This is a genomic window from Polynucleobacter sp. MWH-CaK5 (genome assembly GCF_018687615.1).
In the GTDB taxonomy this organism is placed as follows: domain Bacteria; phylum Pseudomonadota; class Gammaproteobacteria; order Burkholderiales; family Burkholderiaceae; genus Polynucleobacter.
The window spans coordinates 142,590-161,517 of record NZ_CP061299.1; the positions used below are offsets into that span (position 1 = coordinate 142,590).

General features: G+C 44.9%; 18 protein-coding genes. 8 read left to right on the plus strand and 10 right to left on the minus strand.

Going from position 1 to position 18,928, the window contains the following annotated elements; genetic code table 11:
• Window positions 1-4: 4 nt before the first annotated feature.
• The 3 genes from GQ367_RS00795 to GQ367_RS00805 are packed head-to-tail and all read left to right on the plus strand — an operon-like array spanning window position 5 to window position 3,385.
• Window positions 5-724, plus strand: coding sequence for a DsbC family protein (locus tag GQ367_RS00795; RefSeq protein WP_215290657.1), 720 nt, complete (start codon window positions 5-7; stop codon window positions 722-724).
• 9 nt (window positions 725-733) lie between these two features.
• Window positions 734-2,620 carry a M61 family metallopeptidase gene (locus GQ367_RS00800; protein WP_215290658.1) on the plus strand — a complete coding sequence of 629 codons (1,887 nt, stop codon included), beginning with the start codon at window positions 734-736 and terminating at the stop codon, window positions 2,618-2,620.
• Between the two features lie 12 nt (window positions 2,621-2,632).
• Entirely contained in the window at window positions 2,633-3,385 is a 753-nt protein-coding gene (locus GQ367_RS00805) for a uracil-DNA glycosylase (protein WP_215290659.1), read from the plus strand.
• A gap of 19 nt (window positions 3,386-3,404) precedes the next feature.
• Here GQ367_RS00805 and trpC read toward each other — a convergent pair whose 3' ends face one another.
• From trpC to rpe, 5 genes are all read right to left on the minus strand, one after another.
• A complete protein-coding gene (gene trpC / locus GQ367_RS00810; RefSeq protein ID WP_215290660.1) occupies window positions 3,405-4,211 on the minus strand; it encodes an indole-3-glycerol phosphate synthase TrpC in 807 nt (268 codons plus the stop codon).
• A gap of 65 nt (window positions 4,212-4,276) precedes the next feature.
• Window positions 4,277-5,305: an anthranilate phosphoribosyltransferase gene (trpD, locus tag GQ367_RS00815; protein WP_215290661.1), complete on the minus strand. Its 1,029-nt coding sequence runs from the start codon at window positions 5,303-5,305 to the stop codon at window positions 4,277-4,279.
• A gap of 46 nt (window positions 5,306-5,351) precedes the next feature.
• Window positions 5,352-5,933: an aminodeoxychorismate/anthranilate synthase component II gene (locus GQ367_RS00820; RefSeq protein WP_215290662.1), complete on the minus strand. Its 582-nt coding sequence runs from the start codon at window positions 5,931-5,933 to the stop codon at window positions 5,352-5,354.
• On the minus strand, window positions 5,917-7,434 hold the full coding sequence (trpE, locus tag GQ367_RS00825; RefSeq protein ID WP_215290663.1) for an anthranilate synthase component I: 1,518 nt from the start codon (window positions 7,432-7,434) through the stop codon (window positions 5,917-5,919). Before trpE ends, GQ367_RS00820 begins: the two co-directional genes overlap by 17 nt.
• Entirely contained in the window at window positions 7,434-8,144 is a 711-nt protein-coding gene (gene rpe, locus GQ367_RS00830) for a ribulose-phosphate 3-epimerase (RefSeq protein WP_215290664.1), read from the minus strand. The genes trpE and rpe overlap by 1 nt, the downstream gene beginning before the upstream one ends.
• Window positions 8,145-8,204: 60 nt before the next feature.
• Here rpe and apaG point away from each other — a divergent pair, with 60 nt between their 5' ends.
• From apaG to GQ367_RS00850, 4 genes are all read left to right on the plus strand, one after another.
• The gene (gene apaG / locus GQ367_RS00835; RefSeq protein ID WP_215291819.1) at window positions 8,205-8,579 is read left to right on the plus strand and encodes a Co2+/Mg2+ efflux protein ApaG; all 375 of its coding nucleotides are present in this window, start codon (window positions 8,205-8,207) and stop codon (window positions 8,577-8,579) included.
• Window positions 8,580-8,764: 185 nt separating this feature from the next.
• Window positions 8,765-9,901 (plus strand): murein transglycosylase A, encoded by a 1,137-nt coding sequence (locus GQ367_RS00840; protein WP_215290665.1) that lies wholly within the window; start codon window positions 8,765-8,767, stop codon window positions 9,899-9,901.
• A 53-nt stretch (window positions 9,902-9,954) separates the two neighbouring features.
• Window positions 9,955-10,731, plus strand: a complete 777-nt coding sequence (locus GQ367_RS00845) for an enoyl-CoA hydratase (protein WP_215290666.1) — start codon at window positions 9,955-9,957, stop codon at window positions 10,729-10,731.
• A 37-nt stretch (window positions 10,732-10,768) separates the two neighbouring features.
• A complete protein-coding gene (locus GQ367_RS00850) occupies window positions 10,769-11,536 on the plus strand; it encodes a DUF3047 domain-containing protein (protein ID WP_215290667.1) in 768 nt (255 codons plus the stop codon).
• 60 nt (window positions 11,537-11,596) lie between these two features.
• On the opposite strand, the gene GQ367_RS00855 is transcribed toward GQ367_RS00850, so the two are convergent.
• Window positions 11,597-12,796 (minus strand): M20 aminoacylase family protein, encoded by a 1,200-nt coding sequence (locus GQ367_RS00855; RefSeq protein ID WP_215290668.1) that lies wholly within the window; start codon window positions 12,794-12,796, stop codon window positions 11,597-11,599.
• A 135-nt stretch (window positions 12,797-12,931) separates the two neighbouring features.
• On the opposite strand from GQ367_RS00855, the gene GQ367_RS00860 reads away from it, so the two are divergent.
• Window positions 12,932-14,611, plus strand: coding sequence for a long-chain-fatty-acid--CoA ligase (locus GQ367_RS00860; protein ID WP_215290669.1), 1,680 nt, complete (start codon window positions 12,932-12,934; stop codon window positions 14,609-14,611).
• A 45-nt stretch (window positions 14,612-14,656) separates the two neighbouring features.
• Here the strand turns inward: GQ367_RS00860 and bioD are convergent, their stop codons facing one another.
• Genes bioD through GQ367_RS00880 form a run of 4 tightly spaced genes read right to left on the minus strand, consistent with a single transcriptional unit; the run spans window position 14,657 to window position 18,912 of the window.
• On the minus strand, window positions 14,657-15,385 hold the full coding sequence (gene bioD / locus GQ367_RS00865) for a dethiobiotin synthase (RefSeq protein WP_215290670.1): 729 nt from the start codon (window positions 15,383-15,385) through the stop codon (window positions 14,657-14,659).
• Window positions 15,375-16,595 (minus strand): 8-amino-7-oxononanoate synthase, encoded by a 1,221-nt coding sequence (gene bioF, locus GQ367_RS00870; protein ID WP_215290671.1) that lies wholly within the window; start codon window positions 16,593-16,595, stop codon window positions 15,375-15,377. The genes bioD and bioF overlap by 11 nt, the downstream gene beginning before the upstream one ends.
• Entirely contained in the window at window positions 16,592-17,935 is a 1,344-nt protein-coding gene (bioA, locus tag GQ367_RS00875) for an adenosylmethionine--8-amino-7-oxononanoate transaminase (protein WP_215290672.1), read from the minus strand. Before bioA ends, bioF begins: the two co-directional genes overlap by 4 nt.
• Window positions 17,932-18,912 (minus strand): tripartite tricarboxylate transporter substrate binding protein, encoded by a 981-nt coding sequence (locus GQ367_RS00880; RefSeq protein WP_215290673.1) that lies wholly within the window; start codon window positions 18,910-18,912, stop codon window positions 17,932-17,934. The genes bioA and GQ367_RS00880 overlap by 4 nt, the downstream gene beginning before the upstream one ends.
• Window positions 18,913-18,928 lie beyond the last annotated feature (16 nt).

The window sequence follows — 18,928 nt, forward strand, 5'->3', positions numbered from 1 at the left end:
AATTATGAAATTATTTAAAACAATCAATCTTATTTGCGCCATGGGCGCCGCTTCATTATTGAGTTTTTCAGTGGCTGCCCAAGGCAATCCTGAAGCCAAGATCAAAACAGAGATGCAAAAGCAATTGGGTGAGCGCGCCAAAGTAGATGCGGTGCGCACAACGCCGGTCGCTGGTTTGTATGAAGTGACAATTGGCACTGATATTGTTTACACAGACGCCAGCGCACGTTATTTGATTCAGGGTGAGGTGGTTGATTTAAAAACTGGCACCAATCTCACAGAACAGCGCAGCAATGATTTGAATCGTATTCGTTGGGCAGATTTGCCATTGAATGATGCCATCAAGGTGGTGCGTGGTAAAGGCACTCGTCAGGTGGCAGTGTTTGCTGATCCAAACTGTGGTTTTTGCAAACGTTTAGAAAAAGGCTTTCAGCAGTTAGACAATGTCACGATCTATACATTCATGGTGCCGATGTTATCTGCTGATTCACTCATTAAGTCTCAACAGATTTGGTGCTCATCAGACAAAATTAAAGCTTGGAATGATTGGATGATCAATAACCAAGCGCCGACTGGTAAGGGGGATTGCGGCAATCCGTTGGAGCGCAATACGGCCTTGGCTAGAAAGTTAGGCATTACTGGAACTCCAGCGATGTTCTTCACAGATGGCACGCGTCTAAATGGTGCTGTACCGATGGCGCAAATTGAAAAAAAATTGAAGTGATTGACTGAAATGCCAAAAACCAGGTTCACTAGCATCACCAAGAACAACAACGATAAAGGCTTCAAAGGCAAGCAGTCAAAGAACTCCATCACCTATGTGATTGGATGTGATGATTGGCGAGCTCATCGCTTTGATGTTGTGATGCAAATTCCTGGTGAGATTGCCAGTCAAGGCCCCCTTCATCTGCAATTGCCTGCTTGGATTCCAGGCAGTTACATGATCCGAGATTTTTCAAAGCATCTTGAATCCATCAGTGCTTCTGAAATTATTTCTGCTAAATCGATCAAGCCAATCAAACTTAACAAAATTGATAGCCACACTTGGGAGCTGAAATCCAAGCAAGATGTGGAAGTGAGGTATCAGGTGTATGCCTTTGATACGTCAGTGAGAGCTGCTTACTTGGATCACGAGAGAGCGTTTTTTAATGCCAGCAGTTTGTGTTTGCAGTTGTTGGGCTTTGCCAATCTTCCTTGTGATGTGAAATTACTCGAGCCCAAAGATCCTGACATGAGTCAGCGTTGGTCTGTGCAAACCACATTACCTGTTAAAGAGTCGAAGCAAATCAAGCGTTCAGGTTTTGGGGTGTATCAAGCAGAGAGTTACGATGCTTTGATTGATCACCCGGTGGCCATGGGTGAGTTTCAGGTGATTCAGTGGCAAGTGCATGGCACGCCTCACCGCATGGTGATTCAGGGATTGTTGGATGGCGTGGATGAGCGTCAATTGAGCAAAGACTTGAAAGCAATCTGTGAAGCTCATATCAGCTTTTTTGAACCAGAAAAACCAAGAGCTCCTTTCAAAGAGTATTGCTTTATGGTGAATGCCGTGGGCGATGGTTATGGCGGTTTAGAGCATCGCAACAGCACGGTTCTTTTGTGTAAGCGTGCTGATTTGCCTTACCCTGAACAAAATTTACAGAAGCATGAAGCTTATGAAGATTTTCTTGGCTTGTGCAGTCATGAGTATTTCCATTCGTGGATGGTCAAGCGAGTCAAACCCAAAGCATTTGATCCTTATGTCTTAGATCAAAAAAATCATACGCGCTTGCTGTGGTTGTTTGAGGGCTTCACCAGTTACTACGATGATCTTCAGTTATTCAGAAGTCAGAGAATTAATCTTGCGTCTTACCTCAAGCGTCTTGAGAAAACTTGGAACATGGTTTTGCGTGGGCCGGGAAGACACAAACAAAGTTTGTCAGAGAGTTCTTTTGATGCTTGGACCAAGTATTACCAAATGGATGAGAACACACCCAATGCAGTGGTGAGTTATTACGCCAAAGGATCTTTGTTGGCATTGGCCCTTGATTTAAAGATTCGTGAACACACCAAGCAAAAGCAATCCTTGGATGATGTGATGCGACATTTATGGCAAATGTATCAGCTGACTGAAATAGGGATGGCTGAGGATGACTTTGATCATGCCATTGAGTTTGTGATTGGTTCTGGTTTCAAAGCTACTTGGCAACAAATCAAGCGTGATCACATCGATGGTGTTCATGACTTGCCTTTAGAGGCCTTGTTGCAAAAAGTGGGCGTCAAGGTTCAGTTGAAAAAAACGCTTGCCACTGAAAGCGCTGAAGTTGCCAAGCAATTATTGGGTATCCGAACCAGCATGAACAATGGTTGGGTCAGACTGACCCATGTCTTGGATGGCGGCTTGGCCCAAGAGGCAGGTTTGTCTGCGGGCGATCATTTGGCATCGATCAGTGGTGAACGTGTCACGCCATCTCGCTTGGAAGAGTTGCTCTTGGCATTGATTCAAAAGTTATGCCGAGGCCAAGTTGTTAAGTTTTTGGTTTATCGCCATGACAAAGAGTTGGTGTTGAGTATTCAATCTCCTAAAACCAAAGAAAATGTTTTGGCAGCTAAGCCGAAGCAACACACTTTGTCCGTTTAATTTGCTTAGCTGATGTCATCATCGTTTTCGATTAAAGCGTCATTGCCAGGTGATTGGCTTGAATTGATTCATGATGAATTGGCTTCTGGTCGTTTTGAGCGTTTAGAGCAAGAAGTGTCATCTATTTACAGCAAGCATGCAGAAGAGCTTGCGCCATCGCTAGACAATATTTTTCGCGCTTTCAAAGAAACTTCAGTAGAGCAAACCAAGGTCATCATTTTGGGTCAAGACCCGTATCAAACACCGGGTCTCGCTCAGGGTTTGTCATTTTCTATTCCAAAAGAAATCAAGCCAGGTTGGAGAGCGTTTCCAAGCTCTTTGAGAAATATCAGCAAGGCATTGGCTTTAGATGGTTATCAGGCTTTGCCGCATGGTGACTTGAGTGCTTGGGCTGCGCAAGGGGTTCTTTTGTTGAATGCCACATTGACGGTGCAACTGAATTTAGCTGGATCTCATGCGCAGCTTGGCTGGCAAGATTTAACCGATGTGCTTTTGTATCAATTGGCCAAGAAAAAATCTCTGATTTGGATGTTGTGGGGTGCGCACGCACAAAAGAAACTGGCTTTGATTGAAGAGGCCAGTCAGGAGTCTGGTGTTAAGCAAGAAATTTTGACGGCTTCACATCCATCTGGCTTGAGTGTGTACAAAACCAAAGAACCTTTTATTTACCCTGGTGATCAGCAATCATGCGGACACTTTCGCAAGGCCAATGAGCTCTTGCTTCAAAAAGGCTTAAAGCCGATTGAGTGGTTGGTGCCTAGTTAGCCTCAGCACTTAGTGTTATTTAAGCGTTGAATAGTTCTGCTAAAGCTGCGCCTGGATCTTCTTGGCGCATAAAGGCTTCACCTACCAAGAATGCATCTACTTTCGCGGCGCGCATCAAAGCGACGTCTGCTCTTGTGAGAATGCCACTTTCTGTGACCACACGTTTTTCTGCAGGAATTTCTTTTAGTAAAGAAAGAGTGGTTTCTAAACTGACTTCAAATGTGCGTAAATTGCGATTATTGATTCCTAGCAATGGCGTCTTCAGTGCCAAGGCTCGCTCTAGCTCGTAGGCATCGTGAACTTCGACCAACACATCCATTTGTAGTTCATGAGCAATGGTTTCAAAGTCTTTCATTTGCGCATCATCCAAAGCAGCTGCAATCAAAAGAATGGCATCAGCACCCATCGCACGCGCTTCATAGACTTGGTACGGATCGACCAAGAAGTCTTTGCGCAATACAGGGATGTTGCAGGCTTGACGGGCTTCGCGCAAATACTGAGCGGAACCTTGAAAATATTCTTTATCCGTTAAAACCGATAAACAAGCAGCCCCATTTTTTTCGTAAGACTGGGCAATTTGAGCTGGATTGAAATCTTCGCGAAATACGCCCTTGCTTGGGCTGGCTTTTTTAATTTCTGTGATGACCCCAGCATGACCTTGAGAAATTTTTTCTTCAATGCTGGCAGTAAAACCACGGGGCTTTAATCCTACTGCTTGGATACTGGCTTCTGCATCCGCTCTTAGGACGTGCATCGCCACCTGAGAAGAGGCTTTGGCGACTTCATCAAATTTGGTTGCCAGGATGCGTTTCAGAATATCGCTCATAAATACTTTATAGGTGGTTAAGTGTCTAGCTTACGCTAATGTGATTAATATTTCAGTAGGGTAGCTCACGCTAATGATTGCGTGGTTTTAATGAATTCATCTAACTTGGCTTTTGCTTTGCCAGAAGCAATCGCTTGTCTGGCAAGCTCTAGACCGTGCGCAATGTCTTTGGCAATGTCGGCAGCGTAAAGAGCAGCGCCTGCATTCAAGCAAACGATGTCTTGTGCGGGTCCAGGCTCATTGGCCAAAACGCCCAATAGAATCTTCTTTGATTCTGCTGCATCGGCCACTTTGAATGTATTGGTTTTGCAAACGCTTAGACCAAAGTCTTGTGGTTTGACTTCATATTCTTTGATCTGACCATCTTTGAGCTCTCCAACCATGGTCGGAGCTTCTAAAGATATTTCATCTAGGCCATCTTTGCCATAAACCACCAGGGCGTGTTTCATGCCTAGTTGTTGAAGAACTCTGATTTGTACACCCACCAAATCTGGATGGAAAACACCCATCAACATGTGCGCCGCATTGGCTGGATTGGTGAGAGGACCCAAGATATTGAAAATCGTGCGCACACCCATTTCTTTGCGAACAGGGGCCACGTTTTTCATGGCTGGGTGATGATTTGGTGCAAACATGAAGCCAATGCCACAGCTGTTCAATGATTCGGCCACCTGAGGTGCTTGTAATGTGATTTGCACGCCCAGCGCTTCAAGAACATCCGCTGCCCCTGATTTGCTGCTCACACTGCGGTTACCGTGCTTAGCAACTTTTGCACCAGCTCCAGCAGCCACAAACATGGCTGTGGTTGAAATATTGAAGGTGTGTGCACCATCACCGCCCGTGCCCACAATATCCACAAAATGACTGTTATCAGCCACAGATACTTTGGTTGCGAATTCGCGCATCACCATGGCAGCAGCTGTGATTTCACCAATGGTTTCTTTTTTGGTGCGCAAGCCCGTCAAGATCGCAGCAGTCAGCATGGGTGACAACTCGCCAGACATGATCGAACGCATGATCTGCATCATGTCATCGTGTTTGATTTCTTGATGCTCAATGCAGCTGAGTAATGCTTCTTGTGGAGTAATGGCCATAGTGTTAATTCAATTGGATTGTTTAGGCGATTGTGTGGCTAATTATTTAGGCGACCGTTGCTTTTGTGGTTTTTAGAAAGTTATTCAATAACTCATGACCATATTCAGACAGAATAGATTCTGGGTGGAATTGAACACCTTCAACAGCAAATTTTTTATGACGCACACCCATGATCTCGCCATCATCCGTCCATGCAGTGATTTCTAAGTCAGCCGGCAAACTTTCTTTTTCAATCGCCAATGAGTGGTAACGCGTCACGGTGAAGTCTTTTGGTAAGTCTTTGAACACACCTGTTTGGTGTGTGTGAACCGTGTCTGTTTTACCGTGCATCACTCGTTTGGCTCTAATCACTTTGCCGCCAAAGGCTTCGCCAATAGCTTGGTGGCCTAGGCACACACCTAAGAGGGGCACCTTGCCAGCAAAGTGTTGCAAGGCAGCCACTGAGATACCAGCTTCTTTAGGGCTGCATGGGCCTGGAGAAATACAAATATGATCTGGCTTCAGAGCTTCAATTTCAGCGATGGTGATTTCGTCATTGCGAAACACCTTTACTTCTGCACCTAATTCACCAAAGTATTGAACCAGGTTATAGGTGAAGGAGTCGTAGTTATCAATCATTACCAGCATCTAGACCTCCTTGAACCATTTCTACTGCGCGCAATACTGCTCGAGCTTTTGCTTCTGTTTCTTTCCATTCTGATTCAGGATCAGAGTCAGCCACCACGCCAGCACCTGCTTGAGCGTGAACCATGCCATCTTTGATCACTCCTGTGCGAATCACAATCGCCACATCCATGTCGCCGGAGAATGATAGGTAACCAGCTGCCCCACCATAAACACCGCGTTTGACGATTTCCATTTCATCGATGATTTCCATCGCACGAATTTTTGGTGCACCTGACAATGTGCCCGCAGGGAATGTCGCTTTCAATACATCCATATTGCTAGCATCATTCAAAAGCTCACCTTCTACGGAGCTCACAATGTGTTGAACATGAGAGTACTTTTCGATCACCATGCGATCAGTGACTTTCACGGTGCCATTTTTAGCAATTCTGCCCACATCGTTGCGAGCTAAATCGATGAGCATCACGTGTTCTGCAATTTCTTTCGGATCTGCTAAAAGTTCTTTGGCTAAAACTGCATCTTGCTCTGGATTGCTGCCACGTGGTCGTGTTCCCGCAATTGGTCGCACAATCACAAAACGTTTTTCTTGACCATCGATCTGTCTCTTTTCTTGACGCACGAGAATCTCTGGAGAAGAACCAACAATCTGGTGATCGCCAAAATCATACAAATACATGTAGGGCGATGGGTTCAAAGAGCGCAGGGCGCGGTACAAGGACAAAGGTGAGTCACTGAATGGCTGACTGATTCTTTGGCCAATCACCACTTGCATACAGTCTCCGGCCAAAATATATTCTTTGGTACGTTTCACTGCATCCATGAATTCGGCTTTACCAAAGCGACGAATTGCTTCGGTTTTTGAAGAGGCGCTGTTGCTTGGTTTTTTAACCGGCGCATCAAGACTAGCGAGTAATTCTTTTAATCTCTTCTCGGCAGCGTCATAAGACGCTGGTTCTTGAGGGTTGGCGTACACAATCAAGTACAACTTACCTGCCAGGTTATCGATGACAGCCAATTCTTCAGTCAACATCAGCTGAATATCAGGGGTGTTGATTTCATCTGGCAGAGAGTTTTTCGCTAAACGTGGTTCGATGTAACGAATGGTGTCGTAACCAAAGTAGCCAGCCAAGCCACCGCAAAATCTTGGTAAGCCATCTTGAAGGAAGACTTTGAAGCGCGCGTGGTAGCTGGCGATAAAGTCCAAAGGGTTGCCGTGATCAGTTTCAATCACTTGGCCATTGTTGATGACTTGAGTGATTGTGTTGTTAGGGCCACCAGTGACCTTGATGAGAGTTTTGGCTTGCAAGCCAATGATCGAGTAGCGACCAAAGCGTTCGCCGCCCACCACAGACTCTAATAAGAATGTGTTGCTTGAGCCGTGAGCTTGCGTGAGTTTTAAATACAGAGATAGAGGCGTCTCTAAATCTGCAGAAACCTCAGACACTAATGCCGCGCGGTTATAGCCCTGTTTTGCCAGGGCATCGAAGTCTTGTCGTTGCATCAGACTTTTCCTAATTCCTCACGCATCTTGTCGATGATCGCTTTGTAATCAGGTTTGCCAAAAATAGCAGAGCCAGCAACAAACGTATCAGCACCAGCGGCAGCAATTTCACGGATGTTGTCGACTTTCACGCCGCCATCAACTTCTAAACGAATCTTGCGACCTGTTTTAGCTTCATATGCTTGTAGCTTGGCTCTGGCTTCACGCAATTTATCCAAAGTGCTTGGAATAAAAGATTGACCACCAAAGCCTGGGTTGACTGACATCAATAGAACTAAATCTAACTTATCCATCACATAGTCTAGATGATGCAAAGAAGTGGCTGGATTGAACACCAAGCCTGCTTGACAACCGCTGTCTTTGATAAGACCCAAGGTTCTATCAACATGAGAGCTGGCTTCTGGGTGAAAGCTGATCAAATTAGCACCTGCTTTAGCAAAGTCGGGAACGATGCGATCAACTGGCTCAACCATCAAGTGAACATCAATACAGGCTGGCTGGCCGTTTTTAACCGCGTGAGAGCGAATAGCCTCACATACCAAAGGGCCAATGGTTAAATTGGGCACATAATGGTTGTCCATCACGTCAAAGTGGATCCAGTCTGCCCCGGCAGCCAAGACATTGCTAACTTCTTCGCCCAGGCGAGCAAAGTCCGCAGACAGAATAGAGGGGGCAATCAGGTATGAATTTGGGGTATTTAAATTAGCCATAGTGTGATTCTATCGTGGACTGGCTTGCAGTAGCGTGTTCTATAGCGGAGAATCATGAATATGGATCAACATCAATTCAGTGTTCAGGTCAAAGTGACCTACTTACCAGACGAATCAGATGCCGAAAATCGGCAATTTGCCTTCGCTTACACCATCACGATCAAAAATACGGGGCAGGTTCCAGCCCAATTGATTGCTAGGCATTGGATCATCACCGATGGTGATGAAGGGGTGGAAGAGGTCAAGGGTTTAGGGGTGGTTGGTCAGCAGCCATTATTGCGACCAGGGGAGCAGTTTGAATACACCAGCTGGGCGACTTTGCCGACCCCGATGGGCACCATGAGAGGGGATTTTTTCTGTGTCAGCGAAGATGCACAGTTTTTCCAGACCCCAATCCCAGAATTTGCCTTGGTGATGCCTCGCACACTCCATTAATTCAATTCTAGAGCCTTCATTTGTCTTTACGGCGACCCATCATGGTCCAAACCACAATGATCACAAACAATACAAGCGCAGCGCCTGCTTCAATCAAAAATAACAACATGGGATATTGGTCAAATAAATCGCTCAATGAACAGCTCCTTTTGCTTGAGTCTGGTGTTTGTCACTCAGGTGTTGGTATGAAGAGGTTTTTATCATACGGACTTTTGATTGCTTTTGCATTCGCATTGATTTCTTGCGCCAGCGCACCCGAGTACAAAGCAAAGCCAGTTACAAAGAGCAGCTCTGCAAGTTCAAGCGAGTATTCATCATCAGTATCTAAATTAATCAATGCTTCCTGGAATGATTTGCCTGGTTGGTATGACGATGATTTAACAGCTGCATGGCCAGCTTGGAAAAGAAGTTGCGAAGGTTTGGTCAGACGTAATCCGAGCGGTCTAGATTGGAAGTCAGTGTGTTCAATGGCTAATCGTGTTAATTCATCGAGTAATCAATCTATCCGTGATTTTTTTGAAACCCACATGAAGGTGATGGAGATCAGGCATCAGACTGGCGCAAGAGCTGGAGGTTCGCAAGGTTTGGTCACTGGTTATTACGAGCCGTACTTGAATGGCTCTCGTCAAAGAGGTGGGGTTTATCAAACGCCGATTCATCAATACCCCGATGCCTGGAAAAAACGTAAACCAGCTGAACTGCCAAGCCGCGCTGAATTGCTCTCCAGTGGTCAATTGAAGGGCCAGGAGATTCTTTGGGTGGACGATCCTGTGGCTGCGGCATTCATGCAGGTTCAAGGATCTGGTCGCGTGAGGATGAGTGATGGCAAGGTGATTCGTTTGGGTTTTGCTGGCACCAATGATCACAAGTTCAAATCTTTTGCGCAATGGCTGTTAGATCGTAAAGAAATCAATCACTCAACCGCCACCATGCAAGGTATCCAAGCATGGTCAAAGAAAAATTCTCCACAGCGAGTTCAAGAAATGCTGAATGCCAATCCAAGGTACGTTTTCTTTAGAGAAATGCCTGTGGTAGCTGATATCAATGTCGGCCCTATTGGCGCATTGGGTGTGCCATTAACAGCCGAGCGCAGTATTGCGGTTGATCCTAAAGCACTCCCTTTGGGCGCACCCGTTTATTTAGCCAGCACATACCCTTTGAGTGAAAAACCTTTGCGTCGTTTGATGATGGCCCAGGATACTGGCAGTGCGATCGTCGGTGCGGTACGAGCAGATTTTTATTGGGGTACGGGTGATCAGGCAGGCGAATATGCTGGCAGAATGAAGCAGCAAGGGCGCATGTGGGTATTTTTACCGCGCTAAAGTATTACCATTTGAGCATTACTATTAGGGCGTTAACTTAAAAAGAGGTTGTTATGAGTGATGAAATGATTATTACGTCGGTAACCGATCGAGTGGCCTTGATCACTCTTAATCGACCCAAAGCACTGAATGCTTTGAATGATCAATTGATGAACGAATTGGGCGCCGCTCTTTTAAAGTTTGATGCTGATGATCAAATTTCTTGCATGGTCATCACTGGCAGTGAAAAAGCCTTTGCTGCGGGTGCAGACATTGGAGGCATGGCCAACTTTAGTTTTAATGATGTTTATCAAGGTGATTACATCACCAAGAATTGGGAAACCATTCGCCGCATTCGTAAACCTGTTATTGCTGCTGTGTCTGGATTTGCTTTGGGCGGTGGCTGTGAGTTGGCGATGATGTGTGATTTCATCATTGCTGCAGATAATGCTAAGTTTGGTCAGCCTGAAATCAAATTGGGTATCTTGCCAGGAGCCGGTGGCACACAGCGTTTGCCAAAAGCAGTTTCAAAATCAAAAGCGATGGACATGTGTTTGACCGCCCGCATGATGGATGCCCAAGAAGCTGAAAGAGCTGGCTTGGTGTCTAGAGTTGTGCCAGCAGAGCGCCTGATGGAAGAAGCCATGGGTGCAGCAAAAACTATTTCAGAGATGTCTTTACCGATTGTGATGATGGTCAAAGAAAGTATCAATGCATCTTATGAATCCTCTTTGAGTGAAGGCATTCGTTTTGAGCGCCGAATGTTTCATGCAGCATTTGCCACAGAAGATCAAAAAGAGGGCATGAAGGCTTTTTTAGAAAAGCGACCGGCGAAATTCAAGCATCAGTAAATCAGAAAATTTAATTTTTTCTTAAAAAAGACTTTCTTTGAAATCATTCAAGCAACTCGGATTTATTTTCTTGGGAGTCTTTTTTTTAAGCTCCTGTGCAACGGTTGATGTTGCTGAAAAGAATGTGCCGCCACCTGAGAACGTTGATAAGTTCTCAATCCTCAATGAGGGTGGGAAGTTGCCTAAAGCATGGCAAATTTGGCGAGTCACACCACAGAAAAATAAAACTCAATACACCTTAAAGAACTATCAAGGCCGCACGGTTCTGCATGCGAGTGCAGATGTGGCCGCCTCTGGTTTGGTTTTGCCGCTTAAGCCAAGACCTGCTGCGCAACAAGTGTTGTCTTGGGAGTGGAAGGCTATGAACTTGATTGCTGAGGCAGACAATCAAGAATCAAGCAAAGATGATGCACCGTTGAGAATCGTCGTAGCATTTGATGGCGATAAAACAAAATTACCACTCAAAGATCAGATGGTTTTTGAAATGGCAAAAATCATCAGTGGTCACGACATGCCCTATGCCAGTCTGATGTATGTCTGGTCATCTAAAAGCCCACTTGAATCGATCATCCCAAGCCCTAGAACATCCAGAATCAAGATGATTGTTGTGAACAGTGGCAGCGATCGCTTGGGTCAGTGGCAGAAGCATCAACGAGACTTATCAAAAGACTATCAGGCGGCCTTCAACGAGTTGCCTGGCAAAGTCATTGGTTTGGGTTTGTTGACTGATTCAGATAACACCAAGAGCAAGGTTAATGCGATTTATGGTGATATTGAATTAAAGAAAGTATCCGCAAAAAAATAAAGACCCAAGCTTGTGAGGCCTTGAGTCTTTGCGTTGTTTCTTTGAAGCTCTTCTATTTGATTATTTAGTCGACTCTAAATAACGCTCTACCAAACGAACCCAATAAGTGCTGCCTAGTGGCAATAATTGATCATTGAAGTCATAGCAAGGGTTGTGCAGTTGGCAAGGACCAAGGCCATGACCTTGTGAGCGATGATCACCATCACCGTTGCCAATGAACACGTAGCAGCCAGGTTTTTCTTGAAGCATGAAGGCAAAGTCTTCTGCGCCCATGGTTGGATCAATTCTTGAATTCACGTGATGCTCGCCAACCAATTCTTTCATGACATCAACTGCAAAAGCAGTTTCTTTTTCATGATTGATCGTGGGCGGATAATTTCTAGAGAAGCTCACTTCTGCTGAGCAGTCAAATGCTTGTGCCGTGGCGCTGGCGATTTCGCGCAATCTTGATTCAATCAAATCTAGCACTTCAATCGTGAATGTTCTGACCGTGCCACCAATCCAGGCGCTGTCAGGAATGATGTTGCTGGCATCGCCAGCATGAAATTGAGTGATCGATAGAACAGCTGCATCAACTGGGCGTTTGTTACGCGTGATGATCGCTTGTAGTGAACTAATGATTTGACTGGCGGCAAACACTGGGTCAGCACTGTTGTGCGGCAATGCAGCGTGACCACCTTTACCTTTAACAGTGATCTGGAATTCATTGCTAGAAGCCATCATTGGTCCTGGGGTCACTCCAAAGTCACCAACTGGAATGCCAGGCCAATTGTGCATGCCAAACACGGCATCACAAGGGAATAAATCAAACAGGCAATCACGAATCATTTCTCTGGCACCGCCACCGCCTTCTTCGGCCGGTTGGAAAATGAGATGAACCGTGCCTTTGAAATCGCGATGTTGCGCAAGATATTGTGCAGCCCCTAATAACATCGCCACGTGACCATCATGACCGCAAGCGTGCATTTTTCCAGGGTGCTGGGAAGCGTGTTCAAAATGATTGTGTTCTTGGAGTGGTAGTGCATCCATGTCTGCACGCAAACCAATGCTGCGACCTTTACCTAAAGATCCTTCGATGATTCCGACAACACCGGTTTTACCTAAGCCACGATGAATCTTGATGCCCCAAGATTCTAATTTTTGAGCCACCACATCAGATGTGCGTTTTTCTTCAAAGCACAACTCTGGGTGTGCATGAATATCGCGGCGAATCGCTTGAATGACTTCGGCAGACTCTAAGATTTCTGGTAATAATTTCATAATCTTGATTGATGAGTGACTTAACCCTAATCATAGCTCTTATATAGCAGTAATGCTAAATACTTCAGAATTACCCAAGTTTGGTACAGTGTTTCTGAAGCAGTCAATCACATGTGATTTTTTAAAGGAAATGCCTTGAATCAAGATAAGCCTTGGTTGAACAGTTATCCCGATGGGGTGCCGCATCAAGTGGATGGGACCCAATTTGAGTCATTGAATGATTTATTTGCTCAATCATTTGCTCAATACGGCTCAAGGCTTGCCTTTGATTGCATGGGTAAAAAAATCACTTACAAAGAATTAGATGAATTGTCTTGGCAGTTTGCCGCTTATTTACAGTCGCAGGGCTTGAGTAAAGGCGATCGCATTGCTTTGATGATGCCCAATCTCTTGCAGTACCCCATCGCTTTATTGGGGTCATTGAGGGCGGGTTGTGTGGTCGTGAACGTCAATCCAATGTATACCGCTCGCGAACTGGCCTATCAGTTGAATGACTCTGGCGCAGATGCTTTGGTGATCTTGGAAAACTTTGCGCATGTTTTTCAGAGTATTCAAGATCAGGTGTCAGTAAAGCATGTGCTGGCCACCAGTGTTGGTGAACTCATGGGGTTCAAAGGACATTTGATTAACTGGATCATCAGGCATGTCAAAAAGGCAGTGCCAAGCTGGTCATTGAATGGCGTGAGCAGTTTTCAGGAAGCTTTGCAAAAAGGAAAAAATGTCAGAGCTTCTTTTGTTCCTGTGTCCATGAAGAGCAATGACATCGCTTTCTTGCAATACACCGGTGGCACAACGGGTGTAGCCAAGGGAGCGGTTTTATTGCACCGAAATATTTTGGCCAATATTGCGCAAATCGATGCTTGGCTTGAGCCAGGCTTAAGAGGTTTGCGCATTGAGCAATTGGTATTTGTTTGTGCTTTGCCGATGTATCACATCTTTGCTTTGACGGCGTGTTGCTTATTTGGTCTTAAGGCCGGCGGTTTGAATATTTTGGTGACCAATCCAAGAGATATTCCAGGTTTTGTGAAGTTGCTAAAGGGCTTGAAAGAATTCCACGTATTTCCTGCAGTTAATACCTTGTTCAATGCTTTGATGAATCATCCAAAATTTTCAAGCATTGATTTTTCATCATTGTTGGTGAGCATTGGTGGCGGCATGGCTGTACAAAAGTCTGTGGCAGATCGTTGGCAAAAGTTAACGGGTAAACCGATTGCTGAAGGTTATGGGCTTTCTGAGACTTCACCAGTGGTTTGTTGCAATACGCCATTGATCGATGGTTTTACAGGAACAATTGGTTTGCCTCTACCTGGAACCGACATTTTGATTTTGGATAATGAGGAGCGCTCGGTAGCCATTGGTGAGCCTGGAGAGATTTGCATCAAAGGCCCTCAGTTGATGGCTTCTTACTGGAAGCGTGATACCGAAACAAAGGAATCAATGACGGCGCACGGTTTTTTTAAAACAGGCGATATCGCCTACATGACGGCAGATGGTTACGTAAAAATCATTGATCGCAAGAAAGACACCATCGTGGTGTCGGGGTTCAATGTTTACCCCAATGAGATTGAAGAGGTCTTAACGATGATGCCTGAAGTGTTGGAGTGCGCAGCGGTCGGAGTGAAAGATGGCCCTGCTGGCGAAGCTGTGAAAGTCTTTATCGTTAAAAAAGATCTTGGCTTGACTGAAAGTCAGGTGCTTGAGTATTGCAAAACACAATTAACCAATTACAAGCGACCAAAGTTCATTGAGTTTAGAAATGAATTGCCAAAATCAACAGTTGGCAAAATTTTGCGCCGAGAGCTCAGGGATAACTGAGGGATAACTAAGAGATAACTAAGCTTGAGAAAAGCTTTTTATTTTTTAGATTTTTAAAAAACTGGCAGCTTTTTCCATGGCGTTGATGCTGTAAGGAGTTTGAATGATCTCTTTGGGTAGCTCTGGAATAACTCCCATCAGAGGCGCTGGTATCAGGTTTTCTAAGGTGGCAATGTTTTCTTGAAGCAGTGTCATAGGACCTATGGTGTTAGCCACCCATCCAGCCAAGCGCAAGCCCCTTGTCTGAATGGCTTCAACTGTGAGCAAGGCGTGATTGATGCAGCCCAATCTCATGCCAACCACTAGGACGATCGGTAGTCTAATATCTTGAGCAAAATCAGCGCTTGTTTTGTCATTATGAAACGGCACTTTAAAACCACCAACCCCTTCAACTACGATTGCATCTGATTGCTCGCGTAAATCTTTGAAGGCATTGAGCATCACTGAATAATCCAGATGCGTGCCAGATGCTTTTGCAACTAAATGAGGGGCTGCTGGGGTTGAGAGTTGATATGGACAAATATCCAAATAATCTTCTCGTGCTTTGTAAGTCATAACGCTGGATAGCGCCAAGATGTCTTCATTGCACATCATTCCAGCAATGTCTCTTAAGCCAGCAACCACAGGTTTGAAAGCGGCAACCACAGCGTGTTGTTTTTTTAAGTGGGTGATCAAGGCGCCAGAAATTAATGTCTTACCAACTTCTGTGTCCGTGCCGGTCACGAAAAAACCAGCTTTGCCAAGTTCGCTGGGATTATTAGATTTAAAGGCCATCTTCAATCTCCATCAGCGCTTGAATTAATTGATCAATCTGTTCAGTCGTGTGGCTTGCTGAGAATGTGATCCGCAGTCTGGCGGTATTTACGGGCACAGTCGGAGGTCTGATCGCTGGTACCCAGATATTCTTTTTGTAAAGTTGTTGAGCTACTTTCAATGCGTCTTCAGTTTTACCAATCATGATTGGTTGGATGGCTGTGTCTGATGGCATCAACGACCATTTTTTTAGGCGCAGTGTTTTTTTCCAATGCTGAATATTGTGATTCAGCGCTGTGCGATAAGCATTATCAGAGATCAACTCTAAGCTTTTGAGTAAGCCGTGAGCAATCGCAGGCGGAGACGCGGTGGTGTAAATGTAAGGACGACCTTTTTGTAAGATCCACTCCACCAATGTCTGATGTCCAGCAACGAATGCGCCACTGATGCCAGCTGCTTTACCCAAGGTGCCGATATAAATGATTCTTGATGCAGCTTCATTAGATTTTTGAATGCCGGCATGTTCAAGAATGCCAAAACCGTGTTGACCAAGAACGCCAAAGCCGTGAGCATCATCAACCAAAATCAAAGCATCGTATTGATGAGCCAGTTTGAGTAATGCGGTGACTTGTGCAAGATCACCATCCATGCTGAAGACGCCATCAGTGACAATCAATTTAAATTGATTGGTGTCATTGGCTAAGAGTTGTTCAAGGGCTTGCAAGTCTTGGTGAGGAAATACTTGTACTTTGGCTTGATTTTGTTTGCTGGCCAAACGAACGCCGTCGATCAGGGATGCATGGTTCAACTCTTCAGAGTAGATGCTCATCACTTGATTGGATCCAAGACTGCTGCTAATCGCAGTGATGGCCGCCAGATTAGCCATGTAGCCTGTGCTAAAAAACAATGCACGAACTTCTGGAATGAATGCTTCTTGAGTTTTCGCCAAAGCTTTTTCTAGATCATCATGCGGACGATGATGACCGCTGATCATGTGTGATGCGCCACTGCCTGACCCAAAGAGTTGTAGACCTTCAGAAATTGCTTTGGCTAATTCAGGATGATTGGCCAGTCCCAAATAGTCATTGCTGCAAAAAGTCAGCATGGCTTGACCATCAATTGTCATCACAGGCGCACTGGCGCTGTCACAAATCTTCAGCGTTCTTTTAAGCGACTGTTGTTCTAAGTCGCCTAGAAGATGATTGAAATGGTCGATGTATCTGAGGGTCATGCTTTAACTGTGGCATTCAAGCTTGCTTGAATGCCATTTGATAAGTGAGTGATTTCATCAGCACTGATGATATACGGCGGCATGATGTAAATCGTTGAACCAATTGGGCGAACCAGCACACCTTGATTTAAAGCGTGAGCAAAAAATTCTTTTGAGAAATTCTCACAGAGATGTTCTGCTTTGATATCAAAGGCCAGGATCATGCCTGCTTGCCTGAAATGAATGATTCGTTCATCTTCTTTGGCCCAAATAAAAGCTGTGGCTAATTCCTGCGCAAGAACTTTGTTCTTTTCTAGGATATTTTCTTTTTCAAAAATATCCAATGTGGCCAAGGCTGCTCTACAAGCCAAAGGATTGCCTGTGTATGAATGGGAGTGTAAAAATCCTTTGCGCACATCTTGGTGGTAGAAGGCCTCATAAATATCATCAGTCGTCATGACGAGCGATAGGGGTAAGTAACCACCGCTGATGCCTTTAGATAAAGCTAAAAAGTCAGGCCATATGCCCGCTTGTTCAACAGCAAAGAAAGTACCTGTTCTGCCGCAACCCACAGCGATTTCATCGGCGATCAAATGTATTTGATATTGATCGCAAAGTTTTCTGATGCCTTGAAGATAAGAAGGATCATGCATGACCATGCCTGAGGCACATTGAACCAATGGTTCAACAATCAAGGCTGCAATATTTTTTGATTGCTTGCTCAGTAACTCTTCTAAATTTATTAAAGCGCTGGTTGCGATATCTTTGGCGGTTTGATTGCCTGTTGCAAGACGTGCATCGGGGTTCGCAACAATGTGAGCTGGGTGAGTCAGTGGACCATAGGTTTCTTTAAAGACTGCAATGTCGGTAACAGCCAGAGCGCCTAGTGTTTCACCGTGATAACTATTTTTAAGGCAGATGAATTCTTTTTTATTGGCCAAGCCTTTGTTCTGCCAATAATGAAAGCTCATCTTCAACGCCATCTCAATGGCTGATGCCCCATCAGATGCATAAAAGGTATGACCCAATTGATGTTGGGTCAGTGCACTTAAGCGCTCTGATAGTTCCACCACAGGTTTGTGTGTGAAGCCTGCCAACATGACGTGCTCTAAAGAATCCAGTTGATCTTTCAGTGCCTGATTGATCGATAGGTTTGCATGACCAAATAAATTGACCCACCAAGAGCTGATCGCATCCAAGTAGCGATTGCCATCATGGTCGTATAACCATGCGCCTTTGCCATGAGAAATTGCCACCAAGGGAAATTGTTCATGATGTTTCATTTGAGTGCAAGGGTGCCACACAGATGCCAAACTGCGCTCTACAAGATCTTGAGAGAGTGAAGAGGTTTTTGGATTCATTCGGCTTTGATTCCTGTGTCCTCGATTAACTTGGACCAACGTTTGGAGTCTTGTTGAATTAATTGGTTCAATGCTTCTGGTCCTTGAGGATTTGCTTCTAAGCCGATGGCTGACAGTCGTTCTCTCACTTCTGGAAGATTCAGGATGCGTTTTGTTTCTAGCGCAATTTTTTGTACGTCGGCTTTATTCATCCCTGCAGGCCCATTCAGAGAGAACCAAGAAGTGACCTGGAAGTTTTTCAAGCCAGGTACGCCAGACTCACTCAAAGTTGGGATATCTGGTGCGTGTATTGAGCGCTGCATACTGGTGACCCCAATGGCTTTTAAGTCACCGGATCTAATCAAGGGTAATGCAGAAGCCAAGTTATCAAAACTCATTTGTACTCGTCCACCCAACAAATCTGGCATGGCTTGCGCTCTGCCTTTGTATGGGATGTGTTTGATTTTTGTTTTGGTCAGTTGTTGAAATAGTTCACCTGATAAATGAATCGATGTTCCGATACCAGAGGATGAGTAACTTAAATCATGAGGCTTTGATTTGGCTAAGGCAATCAAACTTTTTGCATCTGTGGCAGGTACATGTTTATTCAATACCAATACATTAGGAGTGCTGGCTAAAAAGGTGATTGACTCTAAATCTTTGCGAGGATCATAGTTAAGATTTTTATATAAAAACGGATTGATGGTCAGTGTCCCAACTGTTCCAATCACCAGCGTATGACCATTGGGTTGAGCTTTGGCAGTCAGCTCTGTGCCAATATTGCCACCCGCACCTGGTTTATTTTCAACAATTACCTGATTATTAAGGTCTTTTTGCCAATGTTCAGCCAAAATTCTGGCCAAAATATCGGGTGCTCCACCGGGTGTAAAGGTGACAATGATTTTGACTGGCTCTGAACTGCGGTTAGGCCAAGACTTTTCTGCATAAGACGCAAAGGTCAGGATACTTAAAGAAATAAAAGTTAGGATGTGACGCATACCTCTATTTGAACAC